The sequence below is a fragment of the Micromonospora sp. DT227 genome (assembly GCF_049841835.1).
GTDB lineage: Bacteria > Actinomycetota > Actinomycetes > Mycobacteriales > Micromonosporaceae > Micromonospora.
Genome location: NZ_JBNCLA010000001.1, coordinates 794359 through 812265, shown reverse-complemented (window position 1 = coordinate 812265; position 17907 = coordinate 794359). Strand labels below are relative to the sequence as shown.

General features: G+C 71.3%; 13 protein-coding genes. 2 read left to right on the top strand and 11 right to left on the bottom strand.

Annotation, left to right across the window (positions count from 1 at the left end; translation table 11 throughout):
- Positions 1-55: 55 nt before the first annotated feature.
- Positions 56-2179 carry a PhoX family protein gene (locus ACLQ2W_RS03985; RefSeq protein ID WP_425785253.1) on the top strand — a complete coding sequence of 708 codons (2124 nt, stop codon included), beginning with the start codon at positions 56-58 and terminating at the stop codon, positions 2177-2179.
- A 71-nt stretch (positions 2180-2250) separates the two neighbouring features.
- Here ACLQ2W_RS03985 and ACLQ2W_RS03980 read toward each other — a convergent pair whose 3' ends face one another.
- Positions 2251-3033, bottom strand: a complete 783-nt coding sequence (locus tag ACLQ2W_RS03980) for an IclR family transcriptional regulator (protein WP_396772107.1) — start codon at positions 3031-3033, stop codon at positions 2251-2253.
- Positions 3034-3185: 152 nt separating this feature from the next.
- Here ACLQ2W_RS03980 and ACLQ2W_RS03975 point away from each other — a divergent pair, with 152 nt between their 5' ends.
- The gene (locus ACLQ2W_RS03975; protein ID WP_425785252.1) at positions 3186-4361 is read left to right on the top strand and encodes an MFS transporter; all 1176 of its coding nucleotides are present in this window, start codon (positions 3186-3188) and stop codon (positions 4359-4361) included.
- Positions 4362-4616: 255 nt separating this feature from the next.
- Here the strand turns inward: ACLQ2W_RS03975 and ACLQ2W_RS03970 are convergent, their stop codons facing one another.
- From ACLQ2W_RS03970 to nuoF, 10 genes are all read right to left on the bottom strand, one after another.
- Entirely contained in the window at positions 4617-5657 is a 1041-nt protein-coding gene (locus ACLQ2W_RS03970) for a polyprenyl synthetase family protein (protein WP_281943592.1), read from the bottom strand.
- A gap of 90 nt (positions 5658-5747) precedes the next feature.
- Entirely contained in the window at positions 5748-7301 is a 1554-nt protein-coding gene (gene nuoN, locus ACLQ2W_RS03965) for an NADH-quinone oxidoreductase subunit NuoN (protein ID WP_281943593.1), read from the bottom strand.
- Entirely contained in the window at positions 7298-8830 is a 1533-nt protein-coding gene (locus ACLQ2W_RS03960; RefSeq protein WP_107154680.1) for an NADH-quinone oxidoreductase subunit M, read from the bottom strand. The genes nuoN and ACLQ2W_RS03960 overlap by 4 nt, the downstream gene beginning before the upstream one ends.
- Before the next feature lie 64 nt (positions 8831-8894).
- Positions 8895-10823, bottom strand: a complete 1929-nt coding sequence (nuoL, locus tag ACLQ2W_RS03955; protein ID WP_107154679.1) for an NADH-quinone oxidoreductase subunit L — start codon at positions 10821-10823, stop codon at positions 8895-8897.
- Positions 10824-10833: 10 nt separating this feature from the next.
- On the bottom strand, positions 10834-11133 hold the full coding sequence (nuoK, locus tag ACLQ2W_RS03950; RefSeq protein WP_089154544.1) for an NADH-quinone oxidoreductase subunit NuoK: 300 nt from the start codon (positions 11131-11133) through the stop codon (positions 10834-10836).
- Between the two features lie 55 nt (positions 11134-11188).
- Positions 11189-11959 carry an NADH-quinone oxidoreductase subunit J gene (locus ACLQ2W_RS03945; RefSeq protein ID WP_425785251.1) on the bottom strand — a complete coding sequence of 257 codons (771 nt, stop codon included), beginning with the start codon at positions 11957-11959 and terminating at the stop codon, positions 11189-11191.
- Positions 11956-12594: an NADH-quinone oxidoreductase subunit NuoI gene (nuoI, locus tag ACLQ2W_RS03940; RefSeq protein ID WP_425785250.1), complete on the bottom strand. Its 639-nt coding sequence runs from the start codon at positions 12592-12594 to the stop codon at positions 11956-11958. Before nuoI ends, ACLQ2W_RS03945 begins: the two co-directional genes overlap by 4 nt.
- Position 12595: 1 nt before the next feature.
- On the bottom strand, positions 12596-13951 hold the full coding sequence (gene nuoH, locus ACLQ2W_RS03935) for an NADH-quinone oxidoreductase subunit NuoH (RefSeq protein WP_425785249.1): 1356 nt from the start codon (positions 13949-13951) through the stop codon (positions 12596-12598).
- On the bottom strand, positions 13948-16461 hold the full coding sequence (locus ACLQ2W_RS03930; RefSeq protein ID WP_425785248.1) for an NADH-quinone oxidoreductase subunit G: 2514 nt from the start codon (positions 16459-16461) through the stop codon (positions 13948-13950). Before ACLQ2W_RS03930 ends, nuoH begins: the two co-directional genes overlap by 4 nt.
- Positions 16461-17777: an NADH-quinone oxidoreductase subunit NuoF gene (gene nuoF / locus ACLQ2W_RS03925; protein ID WP_281943604.1), complete on the bottom strand. Its 1317-nt coding sequence runs from the start codon at positions 17775-17777 to the stop codon at positions 16461-16463. The genes ACLQ2W_RS03930 and nuoF overlap by 1 nt, the downstream gene beginning before the upstream one ends.
- Between the last annotated feature and the right edge of the window lie 130 nt (positions 17778-17907).

Here is a 17907-nt window from a genome sequence, read left to right as displayed (position 1 = left end):
GTCCGGGTCGACCGCCCGGCACGCCGTCCGACGTCCGACCAGGAGGCTCCACCCCATGAGCGAACGTCCTCGCCTGCTTCCGCTGCTGGGCGGCACCCGCCACGGCAGCCGCGACGCGATGACCTGTCTGTACCGGTGCGGCAACGCCTGCGACCACCCGGTGCCCAACTCCTCCGACAACCCGTACTTCGGCGACCTGGTCGACACCGAGGTCTCCCGCCGCGGCGTGGTCCGGGCCGGTGCGGTCGGCGCGCTGGTGCTCGGCTTCGGCGGCGCCGCCGCGGGCGCGTTCGCCGGCGCGGCGCCGGCCGCCGCCGCGCCCGCCACCCCGACCGCCCCGGGCACGGACGAGGCCGTCGCCGCGTCCGCCCGCCCGGGCAGCGGTGCGCTGTCGTTCAAGCCGATCCCGCCGAACAAGCTCGACACGCTCGTGGTGCCGAACGGGTACGACCACGCCGTCGTCATCAAGTGGGGCGACGAGGTGGTCCCCGGCGCGCCCGCGTTCGACGTGCGTCAGCAGAGCGCCGCCGCCCAGGCCAAGCAGTTCGGCTACAACAACGACTTCGTCGGCGTGCTGCCGATCGACCGTAGGCGCGCGCTGCTCGTGGTCAACCACGAGTACACCAACGAGGACCTGATGTTCCCCGGCTTCACCAGCCAGGACGCGCTGACCGTGGAGCAGGTGCGGGTGGCGATGGCCGCACACGGCATGTCCGTGGTGGAGTTGGAGCGGGTCACGGACACCGGCCAGTGGCGGCCGGTACGCCGGGGCCGGCGCGAGTACAACCGTCGGGTCACGGCGCTGGCCACGAAGTTCGAGCTGACCGGCCCGGCCGCCGGCTCGGCGTGGCTGCGGACCGCCGCCGACCCGAAGGGTCGCACGGTCGTCGGCACGCTGAACAACTGCGCCGGCGGCGTCACCCCGTGGGGCACCGTGCTCTCCGGCGAGGAGAACTTCAACCAGTACTTCGTCGGCGGCGACGGCGCGCCGGAGGAGCTGAAGCCGAAGCTGGCCCGCTACGGCATCCCGACCGACGTGCGCTACCCGAGCGGCAGCCGCAAGTGGGACCGGGCCGACGAGCGGTTCGACCTGGCGAAGCACCCGAACGAGGCGCACCGGTTCGGCTGGGTCGTCGAGATCGACCCGTTCGACCCGCAGGCCCGGCCGCGCAAGCACACCGCGCTGGGCCGGGTGAAGCACGAGGGCGCGAACGTCATCGTGGCCCGCAGCGGGCACGTGGTCGCGTACATGGGCGACGACGAGCGTTTCGACTACCTGTACAAGTTCGTGTCGGACAAGAAGTTCCTGCCGGGCAACTCCTGGGTGGCCCGCAAGCACAACCTGACGCTGCTGGAGTCGGGCACGCTCTACGTGGCCGCGCTGACCGGCGACAGCCCGGCCGGGGAGATCGACGGCAGCGGCACGCTCCCCGCCGACGGCGGCTTCGGCGGCCGGGGCCGGTGGATCAAGCTGGTCAGCGGCAACCGCTCGTACGTCGACGGGATGACCGCCGCCGACGTGCTCACGTTCACCCGGCTGGCCGGCGACAAGGTCGGCGCGACCAAGATGGACCGTCCCGAGGACGTCGAGCCGAGCCTGCTCACCGGCAAGGTCTACGTGGCGTTGACCAACAACAGCGACCGGGGCAAGGCCGGCAAGGCGCCGGCCGACGAGGCGAACCCGCGTAACGCCAACAAGCACGGGCAGATCCTGGAGCTGGTCGAGGAGCGCGGCGACAACACCGCCGAGACGTTCACCTGGTCGCTGCCGATCGTCTGCGGTGACCCGGCCGACGCCTCGACGTACTTCGCCGGGTACGACAAGACGAAGGTGTCGCCGATCTCCTGCCCGGACAACGTCGCGTTCGACGCCACCGGGAACCTCTGGATCTCGACCGACGGCAACGCGTTGGGCAGCAACGACGGCCTGTTCGCCACCGCCGTCGAGGGCCCGGAGCGGGGCCACCTGAAGCAGTTCCTCACCGTCCCGCTGGGCGCGGAGACCTGCGGCCCGTTCATCACCCGGGACAACCGGTCGGTGTTCGTGGCCGTGCAGCACCCGGGTGAGATCTCCGGCGCGTCCGTGGAGAACCCGGCCTCCACCTGGCCGGACGGTGACTTCGCCAAGCCCGGCGTGGTGGTCACCTGGCGCCTCGACGGGGGCCCGGTCGGCAGCTGAGCCAACCCCGGGGCGGTCCGGCGCTGGACCGCCCGCTGGAGGGCCACCATCCGGCCAGGGTGGTGGCCCTCTCAGTTCTCGGTGGCGATCCCGTCGGCGATCGCCCGCGCGACGGTGAGCAGCTTCGCCCGCACCACCCGTGCCGAGGTCATCATCTCGCTGGCCGGCAACGCGCAGGCCAGCACCACCCGCCGCTCGATGTCCTTGTCCGGGGCGACGAGCACCGCGGCGCACGCCACGCCCTGCCGGAACTGGCCCAGTTCCAACTGCATGCCGCGCCGGTCGCCGGCGGCCAGGTCGGCCTCGAACGCCTCGACCGTGGTGAGGGTGGCGGTGGTGAACGGCCGCATGCCGTACTCCCGCAGGTAGCGGAAGCGCTGCTCGGCGGTGAGCGTGGCGAGCAGGCTCTTGCCGAGCGCGGTGGCGTGCGCGCCCTCGGCGAAGCCCGGCACCAGATCCTCCAGGTACGGCGAGCGCGGCCCCTCGGCACACGCGGTCACCGCCACCTGCCCGCCGACGAAACGGCCGAGGTAGTGGCTCCAGCCGGTCTCCGCGGCGGCCCGGCGCAACGCCTCGCCGACCGCGGGCGGGCCCCGGAACGCGGTGACCAGCTCACGGTAGCGGTCGGCGATCTCCAGCCCGACGATGTACGTCCCGTCCTCGCGCCGGATCACGTAGCCCTCGTACGCGAGCGTGCGCACCAGATGGTAGGTGGTGGCGACGGTCAGTTCGCAGCGGCGGGCGATCTGCTTCACGGTGAGGCCCTTCGGCGCACGGCCGACCGACTCGAGCACTCGAAGCGCGCGGGAGACGCTGCGGATCAGGTCCGAAGGCTCCGCCAGAGGGTCGCGCACAACCACCTCCGCCGCCGGGGCTTACACCATATGAAAAAAGGTCCGGGTGCGAAATGCCTGTTCGGGTCGAGGATGTCAGATCACCGGGCACAGAACGTGCATCGACAGACACGATCAGCAGCGAAAACGCGGTCGGCGTAGGTTGACCGACAATGACTGAAACTATTTCGCGAACCGGTCGGCCGGCGGCCGGGCGACCGATTCGGGTCGGTGCCGGCGCCACCGTCACCACGATCGCCTGCGTCCTGCCGGTCTTCCTGGTCGGCGGCCTCGCCGTACAGCTCGGCGACGAGTTGGGCTTCAGCCCGGCCGGGCTGGGGCTGGCCGTCTCGGTCTACTTCGGCATCAGCGCGCTCGCCTCGGTGCCGTCCGGCGCCCTGGTCGAGCGGTACGGGCCGGCGCCGGTGGCCCGCGTCGCCATCGTGCTCTCCGCCGGCTCGCTGCTGGCCGTGGCCGGCCTCGCCCGGTCGTACCCCACGCTGGTGGCGCTGCTCGCGCTCAGCGCCGCCGGCAACGCGCTCGGCCAGCTCGCCAGCAACGCCGCGCTGGCCGAGCACGTGCCCGCCCACCGGCAGGGGCTCTCCTTCGGCGTGAAGCAGGCCGCCATCCCGCTCTCCACGCTGCTGGCCGGCGCGGCGGTCCCCACCGTCGCGCTGACCGCCGGCTGGCGCTGGGCGTTCGTGGTGGCCGCCGGGGCCGCGTTGGCCGCGCTGCCGGCCGTACCCCGGTCCGGTCGGCGTACCCGGTCCGCCTCCACCGCCCGGGGCGGCGGCCGGGCCGCGCTGGTGGTGGTCGGGCTCGCCGCGACGCTCGCGGCCGGCGCGGCGAACGCGCTGGGCACGTTCCTGGTCGACTCGTCGGCCGCGCGGGGGCTCTCCCCCGGCCTGGCCGGCCTGACGCTCACCCTGGGCAGCGCGGTGTGCGTGTCCGCCCGGGTCGGCGTGGGGTGGCTGGCCGACCGGCGGGCCGGCGGGCACGTCGGCGTGATCGCCGGGCTGCTGGTGGCGGGCTCGGTGGGGCTGCTCCTGCTCGCGGTTGCCGGCCCGGTGCCGCTGGTCGCCGGCGTGGTGCTCGGCTTCGGCCTCGGCTGGGCCTGGCCGGGGCTGTTGAACTTCGCGGTGGTCCGACTCCACCCGCAGGCCCCGGCCGCCGCCACCTCGATCACCCAGACCGGCGTGTACGCGGGCGGCTGCCTGGGCCCGCTCGGTCTCGGCGCGCTGGCCGGCACGGCCGGCTATCCGGCGATGTGGCTGACCGCGGCCGGCGCCATGCTCCTCGCGGCCCTGCTCATGCTCCTCGCCGCCCGCCTGCTGTCCCGCCCGGCCTGAGCCCTCCCCGTCCGCCGCACGCCGCCCTGCCGGCGCGCCGCATCGTTGTGCCGGGCCACCGGGAAGATACTGCCTCGAACGGCTATGACCAGGTGTCATATTTATGACCGTGCGGTATATGACTCCGCTGCGAACTGTTCCCGGCGGAGATCACGCTCGGTAACGGCCAGGAACGCAGGAACGGCCAGGAAAGGCAACCGCGCGTCCGCGGCCCCAGATGCACGGGGCAGTCGGCCGCCCGACGACCGGAGCAGGTCAGCTGGTGCGGTCGGCGATGTAGTCGCAGAGGGATTCGAGGGCGCGGCGGGCCGGGCCCTCGGGGAGCGGGGCCAGGTGGGCCCGGGCGTCCTCGGCGTAGCTGCGCACCGTCTCCCGGGCGCGCTTGAGCGCCGGGGACTCGCGGAGCAGCGTGAGCGCCTCGGCGTGCAGCGCGTCGTCGACGAGCGGGCCGGTGGCCAGGATCTCCCGCAGCCGGACGCTGGCCGCGTCCGAGTCGTCGCCGGCGAGCGCGTAGAGCACCGGCAGGGTGGGCACGCCCTCGCGCAGGTCGGTGCCGGGCGTCTTGCCGGACTGCACCGACTCGCTGGCGATGTCCAGCAGGTCGTCGGAGAGTTGGAACGCGACGCCGATGACCTCGCCGTACCCGGCCAGGGCCTCGATGTGGGCGGCGGACGCGCCACCGAACATGCCGCCGAAGCGGGCCGAGGTGGCGATCAGCGAACCGGTCTTCTCGGCGATCACGTGCAGGTAGTGCGCGACCGGATCGGTGCCGCGCGGGCCGACCGTCTCGGCGATCTGACCGTGCACCAGGCGGGCGAACGTGCGCGCCTGCAACCGGACCGCCTCCGGGCCCAGGTCGGCCGCGATGTCCGCGGCCCGCGCGAAGAGGAAGTCGCCGACCAGGATGGCCACCGAGTTGCTCCAGCGGGAGTTGGCGCTCGGCGCGCCCCGCCGCACGGCCGCCTCGTCCATCACGTCGTCGTGGTAGAGCGTGGCCAGGTGGGTGAGTTCCATCACCACGGCGGCCGGGACCACCTGGGCGGCCTCCGGATCGCCGAACTGGGCGCCCAACGCCACCAGCAGCGGCCGGAACCGCTTGCCGCCGGCCTCCATGAGGTGCCGGGCCGCCTCGGTGACCAACGGGTCGGCGCTGGCCACGCCGGACCACAGTTGGGCCTCGACCCGGTCGAGGACGCCCAGCACGGACGCTTCGACGCGCGGGTCGGCGAGGTGCAGGCCGAGCGCGCCGAACTGACCTGAACGCTCGCCAGCCGGGTTCACCACGTCTTCAACCATGCCACACCCGTTCGACCTGCTCGGTGAGGGGGATACGGACCGGGGGCCGGTACGCCACGGCGTACCGGCCCCCGGGTGGAACCACTTCCGTCATCGGACGAATTCGGCGGCACCGGTGGTCAGGTCCAGCAGGGGCCCGGGGACCACACCGAGGACGAGCGTGGCGAGCACGCCGATCATCAGGGCGGCCGAGGTGAGCGCGCCCGGCACGGTCACCGTCGGGGTCGCCTCACCCGGCTCCGACAGCCACATCATCACCACGACCCGCAGGTACGGGAAGGCCAGCACCATGCTGGTCAGCACGCCGGCGATCACCAGCCAGGCCTGGTCGGCCTCCAGCGCCGGGCCGAAGACCGCGAACTTGCTGGTGAAGCCGCTGGTGAGCGGGATACCGGCGAACGCCAGCAGGATGAACGTGAAGATCGCCGCGAAGAACGGCGAGCGGCGGCCCAGCCCGGCCCAGCGGGACAGGTGGGTGGCCTCGCCGTCCGCGTCCCGCACCAGCGTCACCACGGCGAACGCGGCGAGCACCGAGAAGCCGTACGCGGCCAGGTAGAACATCGTGCCCGACAGCCCCTCCTTGCTGGGGGCCAGCACACCCACCAGCAGGTAACCGGCGTTCGCGATCGACGAGTACGCCAGCAGGCGCTTGATGTCCGTCTGGGTGACCGCCAGCACGGCGCCGACCAGCATGGTCAGCACCGCCACCACACCGATCACCGGCGTGAAGTCCCAGGAGGCCCCGGCGAACGCGACGTGGAACACCCGCAGCAGCGCGCCGAACGCGGCGACCTTCGTGCAGGCCGCCATAAAGCCGGTCACCGGCGTCGGCGCGCCCTGGTAGACGTCCGGCGTCCAGACGTGGAACGGCGCGGCGGCGGCCTTGAAGAGCAGACCGATGGCGAGCAGCGCCATGCCGGCGAAGAGCAGCACCTGGCTGGACGAGGACTCGCCGACCGCGGCGTGCACGGTGGCGAAGTCGACGCCGGCGCCACGGCCCGGGATGCCGGAGGTGAAGCCGTAGATCAGGGCCACGCCGAACAGGAAGAACGCCGAGGCGTACGCGCCGAGCAGGAAGTACTTCATCGCCGCCTCCTGGCTCAGCAGCCGCCGGCGGCGGGCCAGCGCGCAGAGCAGGTAGAGCGGCAGCGAGAAGACCTCGAGCGAGATGAACATGGTCAGCAGGTCGTTCGCCGCCACGAAGATCAGCATGCCGCCGATCGCGAACGAGATCAGCGGGTAGACCTCGGTGGCCCCGCCGACGCCGTCGGCCTGCTTCCGGTCCTCGGGCGACTCGGCGGTGACCGCCGCGTGCGCCACGAAGGCGCCGCCCCGCTCCACCGTGCGCTCGCCGACCAGCAGCAGCGCCATCACGGCCAGCACCAGGATGGCGCCCTGGAGGAAGAGCGTCGGCCCGTCCACCGCGATCGCGCCGCCGGCGGTCACCAGCCGGGCGTCGGACTTCAGGATCACCATGGTGATCGCGGCCAGCGCCGCCACCAGGGCGAGCGCGAGCTGCACCGCGTTGCGCAGCCGGCGCGGCACGAACGCCTCGACCAGGACGCCCAGCAGGGCGGCGCCCAACATGATCAGGATGGGAGCGAGCGCCGCGTAGTCGATCGACGGCAGCTTCAGTTCACTCACTTTGAAGCCTCCTGGACGCTGCCGACCTCAGGGGCGGGATCGGACTTGCCGACGTCCTGCATGGTCGCCTGGACGGCGGGGTTGATGACATCGGTGACCGGCTTGGGATAGAAGCCGAGCAGCACGATCAGCGCGATCAACGGCGCGACGACGACCTTCTCGCGCAGGCTGAGGTCCCGACGCATGCCCTCGACCTCGGTGAGCGCCGGGTTCAGCGTGCCCTGGGTGGTGCGCTGCACCATCCACAGCACGTACGCCGCCGCCAGGATGATGCCGAGCGTGGCGATCACCGCGACCGGCTTGTTGACGGTGAACGTGCCGATCAGCACCAGGAACTCGGAGACGAACGGCGCGGTGCCGGGCAGCGCCAGCGACGCCAGACCGGCGAAGAAGAGCACGCCGGCCAGCACCGGCACCAGCTTGCCCGCGCCGCCGAAGTCGCTGATCAGCGCCGAGCCACGCCGGGCGATCAGCATGCCGACCACCAGGAAGAGCAGGCCGGTGGCGAGACCGTGGTTGAGCATGTAGAGCACCGCGCCGGTGCCGGCCTGGGTGGTGAACGCGAAGATGCCCACCCCGATGAAGCCGAAGTGCGCGATCGAGGTGTACGACACCAGCCGCTTCAGGTCGTTCTGCCCGACCGCCAGCAGCGCCGCGTAGATGATGCCGATCACGCCGAGCGCCAGCGCGTACGGCGCGAACCAGCGGGACGCCTCCGGGAACAGCGGGAGGCAGTAGCGCAGGATGCCGAACGTGCCGACCTTGTCCAGCACGCCGACCAGCAGCGCCGCCGCACCGGCCGGCGCGGCGCCACCGGCGTCCGGCAGCCAGGTGTGGAACGGGAAGAACGGCGCCTTGATCGCGAACGCGAGGAAGAAGCCGAGGAACAGCCAGCGGGCGGTGTTGGTGGCGAACTCGGCCTGGCTCAACGCCTGCCAGTCGAACGTCTTCCCGCCGACCACCCAGAGACCGATCACCGCGGCCAGCATGAACAGGCCGCCGACCAGCGAGTAGAGGAAGAACTTCACCGCCGCGTACTGCCGCTGGTGGCCGCCGTAGCTGCCGATCAGGAAGTACATCGGGACGAGCATGACCTCGAAGAACACGTAGAACAGGAAGACATCGGCGGCGGCGAAGACGCCGATCATCGTGCACTCGAGGACGAGCAGCAGCGCGAAGTAGACAGGCACCGAACGCTTCGACTGCTCGGCGTCGTGCCACGACGCCAGGATCACCAGCGGCACCAGGATCGCGATCAGCATCAGCATGACCAGCGCGATGCCGTCCACCTCGAAGGTGAACCGCACACCCCAGTTCGGGATCCACGCGTACGACTCGCGGAACTGGAACCGGTCACCGTCGGCGGAGAAGGCGAACCACATCACCACCGACAGCACCAGCACCAGCAGCGACCAGCCGAACGCCACCAGCTTGGCCAGGTCCGGCCGCCGGCGTGGCAGCAGCGCCACCACCAGCGCGCCGACCAGCGGCGCCACGGTCAGCACCGAGAGGAACGGGAAGTTGGACATTATTCGGCCTTACCTCCGTCGTGACTGCGTGGCCCGCCGGCGGGGGCGGCCGCGTTGAGGTCGATCACGCCAGCCACCCCGCCTGTACCGCCAGGAACGCCGCCACCACGAGCAGCGCGCCGGTCAGGATCGAGGTCGCGTACGACCGCACGAAGCCGGTCTGGAGCCGCCGGAGCCGGCCGGAGCCCCCGCCCACCGCGGCGGCCAGGCCGTTGACCAGCCCGTCGACGCCCCGGTTGTCGAGGAAGACGAGCGCCCGGGTGAGGAAGATGCCCGGCTTCTCGAAGACCGCCTCGTTGACGGTGTCCGTGTAGAGGTTCTTGCGGGCGGCGGTGACCAGCACGCCGGCCGGCTGCGGCTCGGTGGCCGTGCCGTTGCGGAACAGGAACCAGGCCAGCCCGGCGCCGAGCACGGTGATCAGGATGGAGAGGATGGTGATCACGGTGTGCGAGAGCACGCCGTGCGCCTCGCCACCCGCCTCCTCGCCGAGCACCGGGGTCAGCCAGGACACCACGCTGTCGTTGAGCGTCATCAGACCACCGGCCACCACCGAGCCGGCGGCGAGCAGGATCAGCGGGATCGTCATCAGCTTCGGCGACTCGTGCGGGTGCTCGATGTCCTCGGTCCACCGCTTCGGGCCGTGGAACGTGAGCACGAAGAGTCGGGTCATGTAGAACGCGGTGAGCCCGGCGCCGAGGAGCGCGGCCATGCCGAACAGCCAGGCCGTCCAGCCCTCCCGCTCGAACGCGGACGCGATGATCGGCTCCTTGGAGAAGTAGCCGGAGAGCGGTGGGATGCCGATGATGGCCAGCCAGCCCATCATGAACGTCAGCCAGGTGACCTTCATGTACTTCGACAGGCCACCGAAGCGGCGGATGTCCACCTGGTCGTTCATGCCGTGCATGACGGAGCCGGCGCCGAGGAACATGTTGGCCTTGAAGAAGCCGTGCGCCAGCAGGTGGATGATCGCCAGCGCGTACGCGCCGCCGCCGAGGCCGACGCCGAGGAACATGTAACCGATCTGGCTGACCGTGGACCAGGCCAGCACCCGCTTGATGTCGTCCTTCGCCGCGCCGATGACGCAGCCCATCAGCAGCGTGAGCGCGCCGACGCTGACCACCACGAGCTGGAGCGTCTCGTTGGCCGAGAAGATCGGGTTGGAGCGGGCGATCAGGTAGACGCCGGCGGTGACCATGGTGGCGGCGTGGATGAGCGCGGAGACCGGGGTCGGGCCCTCCATCGCGTCCGGCAGCCACGCCTGGAGCGGGAACTGGCCGGACTTGCCGGCCGCGCCCAGGAGCAGCAGCAGGCCGAGCACCAGCACGGTGGTGGAGGTCAGCGAGCCGACCCCGTTGAACACCTCGTCGTACTGGGTGGTGCCGAGCATGGCGAACATGACGAAGATGCCGATGGCCAGGCCGGCGTCGCCGACCCGGTTCATCAGGAATGCCTTCTTGCCGGCGGTGGCCGCGCTCGGCCGGCCGTACCAGAAGGAGATCAGCAGGTACGACGCCAGGCCGACGCCCTCCCAGCCGAAGTAGAGCATCACGTAGTTGTTGCCGAGCACCAGCAGCAGCATCGCGGCGACGAAGAGGTTGAAGTACCCGAAGAACCGTCGCCGGCCCTCGTCGTGCGCCATGTACTCCACGGCGTAGAGGTGGATCAGGAAGCCCACCCCGGTGATCAGCAGCACGAACACCGCGGCCAGCGGGTCGAAGAGCAGACCGAAGTCCACCTTCAGGTCGCCGACCGTGATGAACTGCCAGAGGCTCGACTGGACCTGCTTGTTCTCCAGGCCACGGAGCTGGAAGAAGTAGGTCAGGCCGAGCACGAACGCGGCGCCGATGGCCGCCACGCCCAGCCAGTGGCCCCAGCGGTCCGCCCGCTTGCCGAGCAGCAGCAGGACCGCCGCGCTGACCAGCGGGATCGCCACCAGCAGCCAGACACTGCCCAGCAGCCCATCCGCCGTAGCGAATTCCACAGTCTGTTCCACGACTGGCCCCTCAGTACTTCAGCAGGTTGGCGTCGTCGACGCTGGCCGAGCGCCGGGTCCGGAAGATCGCCATGATGATCGCGAGCCCGACCACGACCTCGGCCGCCGCCACCACCATCACGAAGAACGCCATGATCTGGCCGTTCAGGTCACCGTTGATCCGGCTGAACGTGACCAGGGTCAGGTTGGCCGCGTTGAGCATCAGCTCGACGCACATGAACAGCACGATCGCGTTGCGCCGGACCAGCACGCCCACGGCGCCGATGGTGAACAGCACCGCCGCGAGGATCAGGTAGTAGTCCGGGGTCACTGTGCTGTCCCTTCGTTCGCGACTGCGGGGCTCCGCTTCGCTGCACTCCTCGCGCTCACCGATCCGTGCCCTTCAGTGCGGTCTCCTCCGACGTCATGTCGCGCACCGGCATGATCTCCGGGATGCCACGGTCGGTCAGCCGGCCGTCCGGCAGGCGGGCCGGCGTGGCCACCGAGGAGGAGGTGGCGAAGACGCCCGGGCCGGGCTTCGGGCCGGGGTAGTTGCCGGGACGGAACCGCGCCTTCATGGTGGCGACCTGGTCCATCCGGTCCTCCTTGCGCCGCTCCACGTGCGCCAGCACCATCGCGCCCACCGCGGCGGTGATCAGCAGCGCCGAGGTCAGCTCGAAGGCGAAGACGTACTTGGTGAACAGCAGCCGGGCGATGCCCTGCACGTTGCCCTCGGCGTTCGCCTGGTCGAGCCCGACCGCCTGCACGCCGTCGAGCGCGCGGTAGAGACCGGTGCCGACCAGGCCGGCGAAGCCGAGCCCGAGCACCACCGCGGCGACCCGCTGGCCGCGCAGCGTCTCGATCAGCGAGTCGGACGCGTCGCGACCGACGAGCATCAGCACGAACAGGAAGAGCATCATGATCGCGCCGGTGTAGACGATGATCTGCACCATGCCGATGAACGGGCCGGCCTGGAGCACGTAGAACACGCCCAGGCAGAGCATGGTCAGCACCAGCCAGAGCGCGGAGTGCACCGCGTTGCGGGCCCAGACCATGCCGAGCGCCCCGATCAGGGCCAGCGGGGCGAGGATCCAGAACGTGACCTCCTCACCCCCGGTCACGTCGCCCGCCGCGGCGAGCACCGTAGAAGTGGTCATACCCCTGCTCCCTTGCCCGCCTCGGACCGCTGCGCGGCCTGCTCGGCGCCGGGGAAGGTCACGCCGGGGTGCTCCTCCACCGGATACTGGCCGCCCATCGGCGAGTGCTCGGCACCGGCCGAGGTGCCCGGGTTGGCCAGCGCACCGACGTAGTAGTCCTTCTCGCTGTCGCCCAGCCGCATCGGGTGCGGCGGCTGCTCCATGCCTTCGAGCAGCGGCGCGAGCAGCTGCTCCTTCGTGAAGATCAGGTCCTGCCGGTTGTCCCGGGCCAGCTCGTACTCGTTGCTCATGGTGAGCGAACGGGTCGGGCAGGCCTCGATGCAGAGCCCGCAGAAGATGCACCGGGCGTAGTTGATCTGGTAGTTGCTGGCGTACCGCTCACCCGGGGAGAAGCGCTGCTCCTCGGTGTTGTCGCCACCCTCCACGTAGATCGCGTCGGCCGGGCAGGCCCAGGCGCACAACTCGCAGCCGATGCACTTCTCCAGCCCGTCCGGGTGCCGGTTGAGGATGTGCCGCCCGTGGTAGCGCGGCGCCGAGACCGGCGGCTTGAACGGGTAGTCGGTGGTGACGACCTTCTTGAACATGTGCGAGAAGGTGACCCCGAAGCCCTTGAACGTTCCGGTGATCGCGCCCACGTCACACCTCCCTGGACTCGGAGCCGGCGACGACGTTGGCCGGCTCCCGCTCGGCGACCACGCGCTTGGTACGCGGGCTCGGCGGAACCTGAAGATCCATCGGTGGCAGCGGGAAGCTGCCGTACGGCCGGCTGTCCGCCTGATCCTGGGGCGACGGCTTCGGCTGCTTCTTCCGGCTCGGCCAGAAGAGCGTGGCCAGCAGCAGCACGCCCGCGCCGATCGCGGTGACGAGCAGCCGGTCCCGGGTCTGCCAGTCCTCGATCGAGCGGAGCCCGGCGAGCACCAGGATCCAGACCAGGTTGATCGGCAGCAGTACCTTCCAACCGAAGCGCATGAACTGGTCGTACCGGAGCCGCGGCAGCGTGCCGCGCAGCCAGACGAACACGAAGACCAGCAGGATCACCTTGCCGAAGAACCAGAGCATCGGCCACCAACCCTCGTTGGCGCCCGACCACAGCGTGATCGGCCAGGGGGCCCGCCAGCCACCGAGGAACAGCGTCGTGGTGACCGCGGACATGGTCACCATGGCGACGTACTCGGAGAGCATGAACAGCGCGAACTTCAGCGAGCTGTACTCCGTCATGAAGCCCGCGACCAGCTCCGACTCCGCCTCCGGCAGGTCGAACGGGGCCCGGTTGGTCTCGCCGACCATGGCGATGAAGAAGATGATGAAGCTGGGCAGCAGCAGGATCGCGTACCAGCCCGGGGTGGGCAGGTCGAACCCGCCGATGCTGAGCTGCGTGCCGTCGGCCTGCTTGGCGACGATCCCGCTCGTCGACATCGTGCCGGCGGTCATGAAGACCGCCACGATGCTCAGCCCCATGGCGACCTCGTACGAGATCATCTGGGCGCTGGAGCGGAGACCGCCGAGCAGCGGGTACGTCGAGCCGGAGGCCCAGCCACCGAGCACGATCCCGTAGACGCCCATCGAGGAGCAGGCCAGGATCACCAGCACCGCCACCGACACGTCGGTGACCTGGAGCGGCGTCCAGTGGCCGAAGATGCTCACCTTCGGGCCGAACGGGATCACCGACAGCGCGGTGACCGCGGAGATCACCGAGATGGTCGGCGCGAAGAAGAAGACCACCTTGTCGGCGGCGCGCGGGAGGATGTCCTCCTTGAACGCCATTTTCAGGCCGTCCGCGAGCGTCTGGAGCAGGCCGAACGGGCCGACCTGGTTCGGGCCGGGCCGCACCGCCATCCGGCCGACCACCCGCCGCTCGAACCAGACGCCGAGCAGCGTGGCCAGCAGGCCGAACGCGAACGCGAAGACGATCTTCCCGAGGACCAGCCACCACGGGTCCTTGCCGAAGTCGGCCAGCGTCGGGTCCTGCGCCGCGAGGTAGACCGCGTTCACTGGTGTGCACCCCCTGCGTTGAGGAGCGGACCCGGCCGTGCGGCGGCGTCCGCGGCGACGCGTCCGGCCGGAACGGCCGGTCCGTCGATGGAGCCCGCGGTCACCGTCACCACATGACCGGACGTCGCGCCGAGGCTGCGCCGCACGGTCGAACCGGGTGAGTTGGTCGGCAACCAGACGACACCGTCCGGCATCTCGGTGATCGCCGCCGGCAGGGTGACCGCGCCGCGGTCGGTGCCGACCGTGACCGGGTCGCCGTCGGCCACGCCGAGCGCCTCGGCGGTGCCCTTGCCCAGCCGGACGACCGGCAGGCGGGCGGTGCCGGCGAGGTGCTCGTCGCCGTCGGTGAGGCTGCCCAGGTCGAGCAGTTGGTGCCAGGTCGCCAGCACGGCCTCGCCCGGACCGGGCTGCGGCACGGTGGCCGGCGCGACCGAGGGGGCGGACGGCCGCTCGGTGCGGGTCCGCGGCAGCGCGCCCAGCTCGCGGCGCACGCTCAGCACGTCACCGGTGCCGAGCTGCACGTCGAGCTGCGCGGCGATCGCGTCCAGCACCCGGCCGTCGGTCATCGCGCCGGTGTCCAGCACCCGCTCGAAGGTCCGCAGCCGGCCCTCCCAGTCCAGGAAGCTGCCGGCCTTCTCGACCACCGGGGCGACCGGGAAGACCACGTCGGCCCGGCGGGCCACCGCGCTCATCCGCAGTTCCAGGCTGACCAGGAACGGCACCGCGTCCAGGGCCGCCTCGGCCCGGCGCGGATCGGCCAGATCGGCCGGGTCGACGCCGGCCACCACCAGCGCGCCGAGCTTGCCGTCGGCCGCCGCGGCGAGGATGCCGTCGGTGTCGCGGCCCGCCTGGCTCGGGATCACCCCGGCCGGCAGGTCCCACGTCTCGCCCAGCTCCGCGCGGGCGGCCGGCTCGGTGACCACCCGGCCGCCGGGCAGCAGGTTCGGCAGGCAGCCCGCGTCGACCGCGCCGCGGTCACCCGCGCGCCGCGGCACCCAGGCCAGCCGGGCGCCGGTACGCCGGGCCACGTCCGCCGCCGCCGACAGGCCGCCGGGCACCGCGCCCAGCCGCTCGCCGACGATCAGGATCGCGCCCGGCTGCCCCAGCGCCTCGGCCACCGTGGCGTGCTCGGCCAGCACGCTGGCCTCCTCGCCGGGCACCACCCGGGCCAGCTTGGCCCCGAGCTTCTCCAGGCCGCGGGTCGCGAACGGCGCGATCGCGTACACGGTGAGCGTCTTCTTCAGGTACGCCTTGCGCAGCCGCAGGAAGAGGATCGGGCACTCCTCCTCCGGCTCCAGGCCGACCAGCACCACGGCGGGCGCGTTCTCCACGTCCGCGTAGGTCACGTCGGTGACCCCGGCGACGTTGCTGGCCAGGAAGTCGGCCTCCTCGCGGGAGACCGGGCGGGCCCGGAAGTCGATGTCGTTGGTGTGCAACGCGACGCGGGCGAACTTGGCGTACGCGTAGGCGTCCTCGACGGTGAGCCGGCCGCCGGTCAGCACCGCCGTGCCGGTCGCGCCGTCGCGGGCCGCGCGCAGCCCCTCGGCGGCCCGGGTGAACGCCTCGCTCCAGGACGCCTCGCGCAGCTCACCGGTCTTCTCGTCGCGCACCAGCGGGGTGGTGAGGCGGTCGAACGCGCGGGCGTACTGGAAGCCCCAGCGGCCCTTGTCGCAGTTCCACTCCTCGTTCACCGCCGGGTCGTCGCCGGCCAGCCGGCGCAGCACCTTGCCCCGCCGCCAGTCGGTGCGCTGCGCGCAGCCGGCCGAGCAGTGCTCGCAGACGCTGGGCGAGGAGACCAGGTCGAACGGGCGGGAGCGGAAGCGGTACTGCGAGCCGGTCAGCGCGCCCACCGGGCAGATCTGCACGGTGTTGCCGGAGAAGTAGGAGTTGAAGGGGACGTCCCCCTCGTCGCCGTCCTCGCCGTACGCGTCGTCCCGGTAGATGTTGATCTCCTCGTGCGAGGAGCGTCCCATCAGGTCGATGAACTTGTCGCCGGCGATCTCCTCGGAGAACCGGGTGCACCGCTGGCAGAGCACGCAGCGCTCGCGGTCGAGCAGCACCTGGGTGCTGATCGGCAGCGGCTTCGGGTACTCCCGCTTGTGCTCGTGGAAGCGCGAGTCCGTCCGGCCGGTGGACATCGCCTGGTTCTGGAGCGGGCACTCGCCGCCCTTGTCGCACATCGGGCAGTCCAGCGGGTGGTTCAGGAGCAGCAGCTCCATCACCCCCTCCTGGGCCTTCTTCGCGACCGGCGAGGTGAGCTGGGTCCGCACCACCATGCCGTCGGCGACGGTCTGGGTGCAGGAGGCGACCGGCTTGCGCTGGCCCTCCACCTCCACCAGGCACTGCCGGCAGGCGCCGGCCGGGGCCAGCAGCGGGTGGTCGCAGAAGCGCGGGATCTCGGTGCCCAACTGCTCGGCGACCCGGATCAGCAGCGCCCCCTTCGGCGCGGTGACCTCGACGCCGTCGATGGTCAGCGTGACGGTCTCGGTCTGCTTGGCTACGTCCGTCATCAGTGCGCCCCTACCAGGGTCTTCTCCGACAGCTTCGGTGCGGTGCGTCCCTCGATGTAGTCGAGGTAGTCCTGCTTGAAGTACTTCAGCGACGAGGTCACCGAGCTGGTCGCGCCGTCGCCCAGACCGCAGAACGAACGGCCGAGGATGTTGTCGCAGGTGTCGAGCAGGGTGTCCAGGTCCTCGTGGGTGCCCTGGCCGGCCAGGATGCGCCGGTAGACCCGGACCATCCAGTAGTTGCCCTCCCGGCACGGGGTGCACTTGCCGCACGACTCGTGGTGGTAGAACTCCAGCCACCGGTAGGTCGCATACACCGGGCAGTCCTGGTCCGAGAAGATCTGGGTGGCCGTGGTGCCCAGGATCGAGCCGGCCGCCGCCACCCCCTCGAAGTCCAGCGGCACGTCCAGGTGCTCGGCGGTCAGCAGCGGCGTCGACGAGCCGCCCGGCGTCCAGAACTTCAGCTCGTGCCCCGGCTGCATGCCGCCGGCCAGCTCGATCAGCTCGCGCAGCGTGATGCCCATCGAGGCTTCGTACTGGCCGGGGTTGGCGATCCGGCCGGAGAGCGAGTAGATCATCGGGCCGGACGACTTCTCCGTGCCCATGGTCTTCCACCAGTCCGCGCCGCCCAGCACGATGTACGGCACGCTGGCGATGGTGCCGACGTTGTTGACCACGGTCGGGCTGGCGTACAGGCCGTGGGTCGCCGGGAACGGCGGGCGCAGCCGGGGCTGGCCCCGGAAGCCCTCCAGCGAGTCCAGCAGCGCGGTCTCCTCACCGCAGATGTACGCCCCGGCGCCGGAGTGCACCACCAGGTCCAGGTCGAAGCCCGAGCCGAGGACGTTCCGGCCGAGGTAGCCCTTGGCGTACGCCTCGGCGACCGCGCTGCGCAGCCGGCGGGCGGCGTGCACGGCCTCGCCGCGGATGTAGATGTAGGCCCGGTTGGCCCGGATCGCGTACGAGGCGATGATGACGCCCTCGACCAGCGAGTGCGGGTCGTGGGTCATCAGCGGCAGGTCCTTGCAGGTGCCCGGCTCGCCCTCGTCGGCGTTCACCACCAGGTAGTGCGGCTTGCCGTCGCCCTGCGGGATGAAGCCCCACTTGAGCCCGGTCGGGAAGCCCGCGCCGCCCCGGCCGCGCAGCCCGGAGTCCTTGATGAGCTGGATCAGGTCGTCCGGGTGCGCCTTGAGCGCCTTGCGCAGGGCGGCGTAGCCGTCCAGCTTCTCGTAGGTGCCGAGCCGCCAGGCGTCCGGCGACAGCCAGCGCTTGGTGAGCACCGGCGTGAGCTTGGCCAGCGTCTCCGGCCGAGGAGTGGTCACTTCCGGACCCCCGTTCCGTTCGCGTCCGCCGGGTCGGCGCCGTCGGCGTCCGTACCGGCTTCGGCGTCCTTGAGGTTGCGCTCCTGGGCGCCGGCCGCGTCGCCGGCGGGCTTGCCGTCGCCGGCCGGCG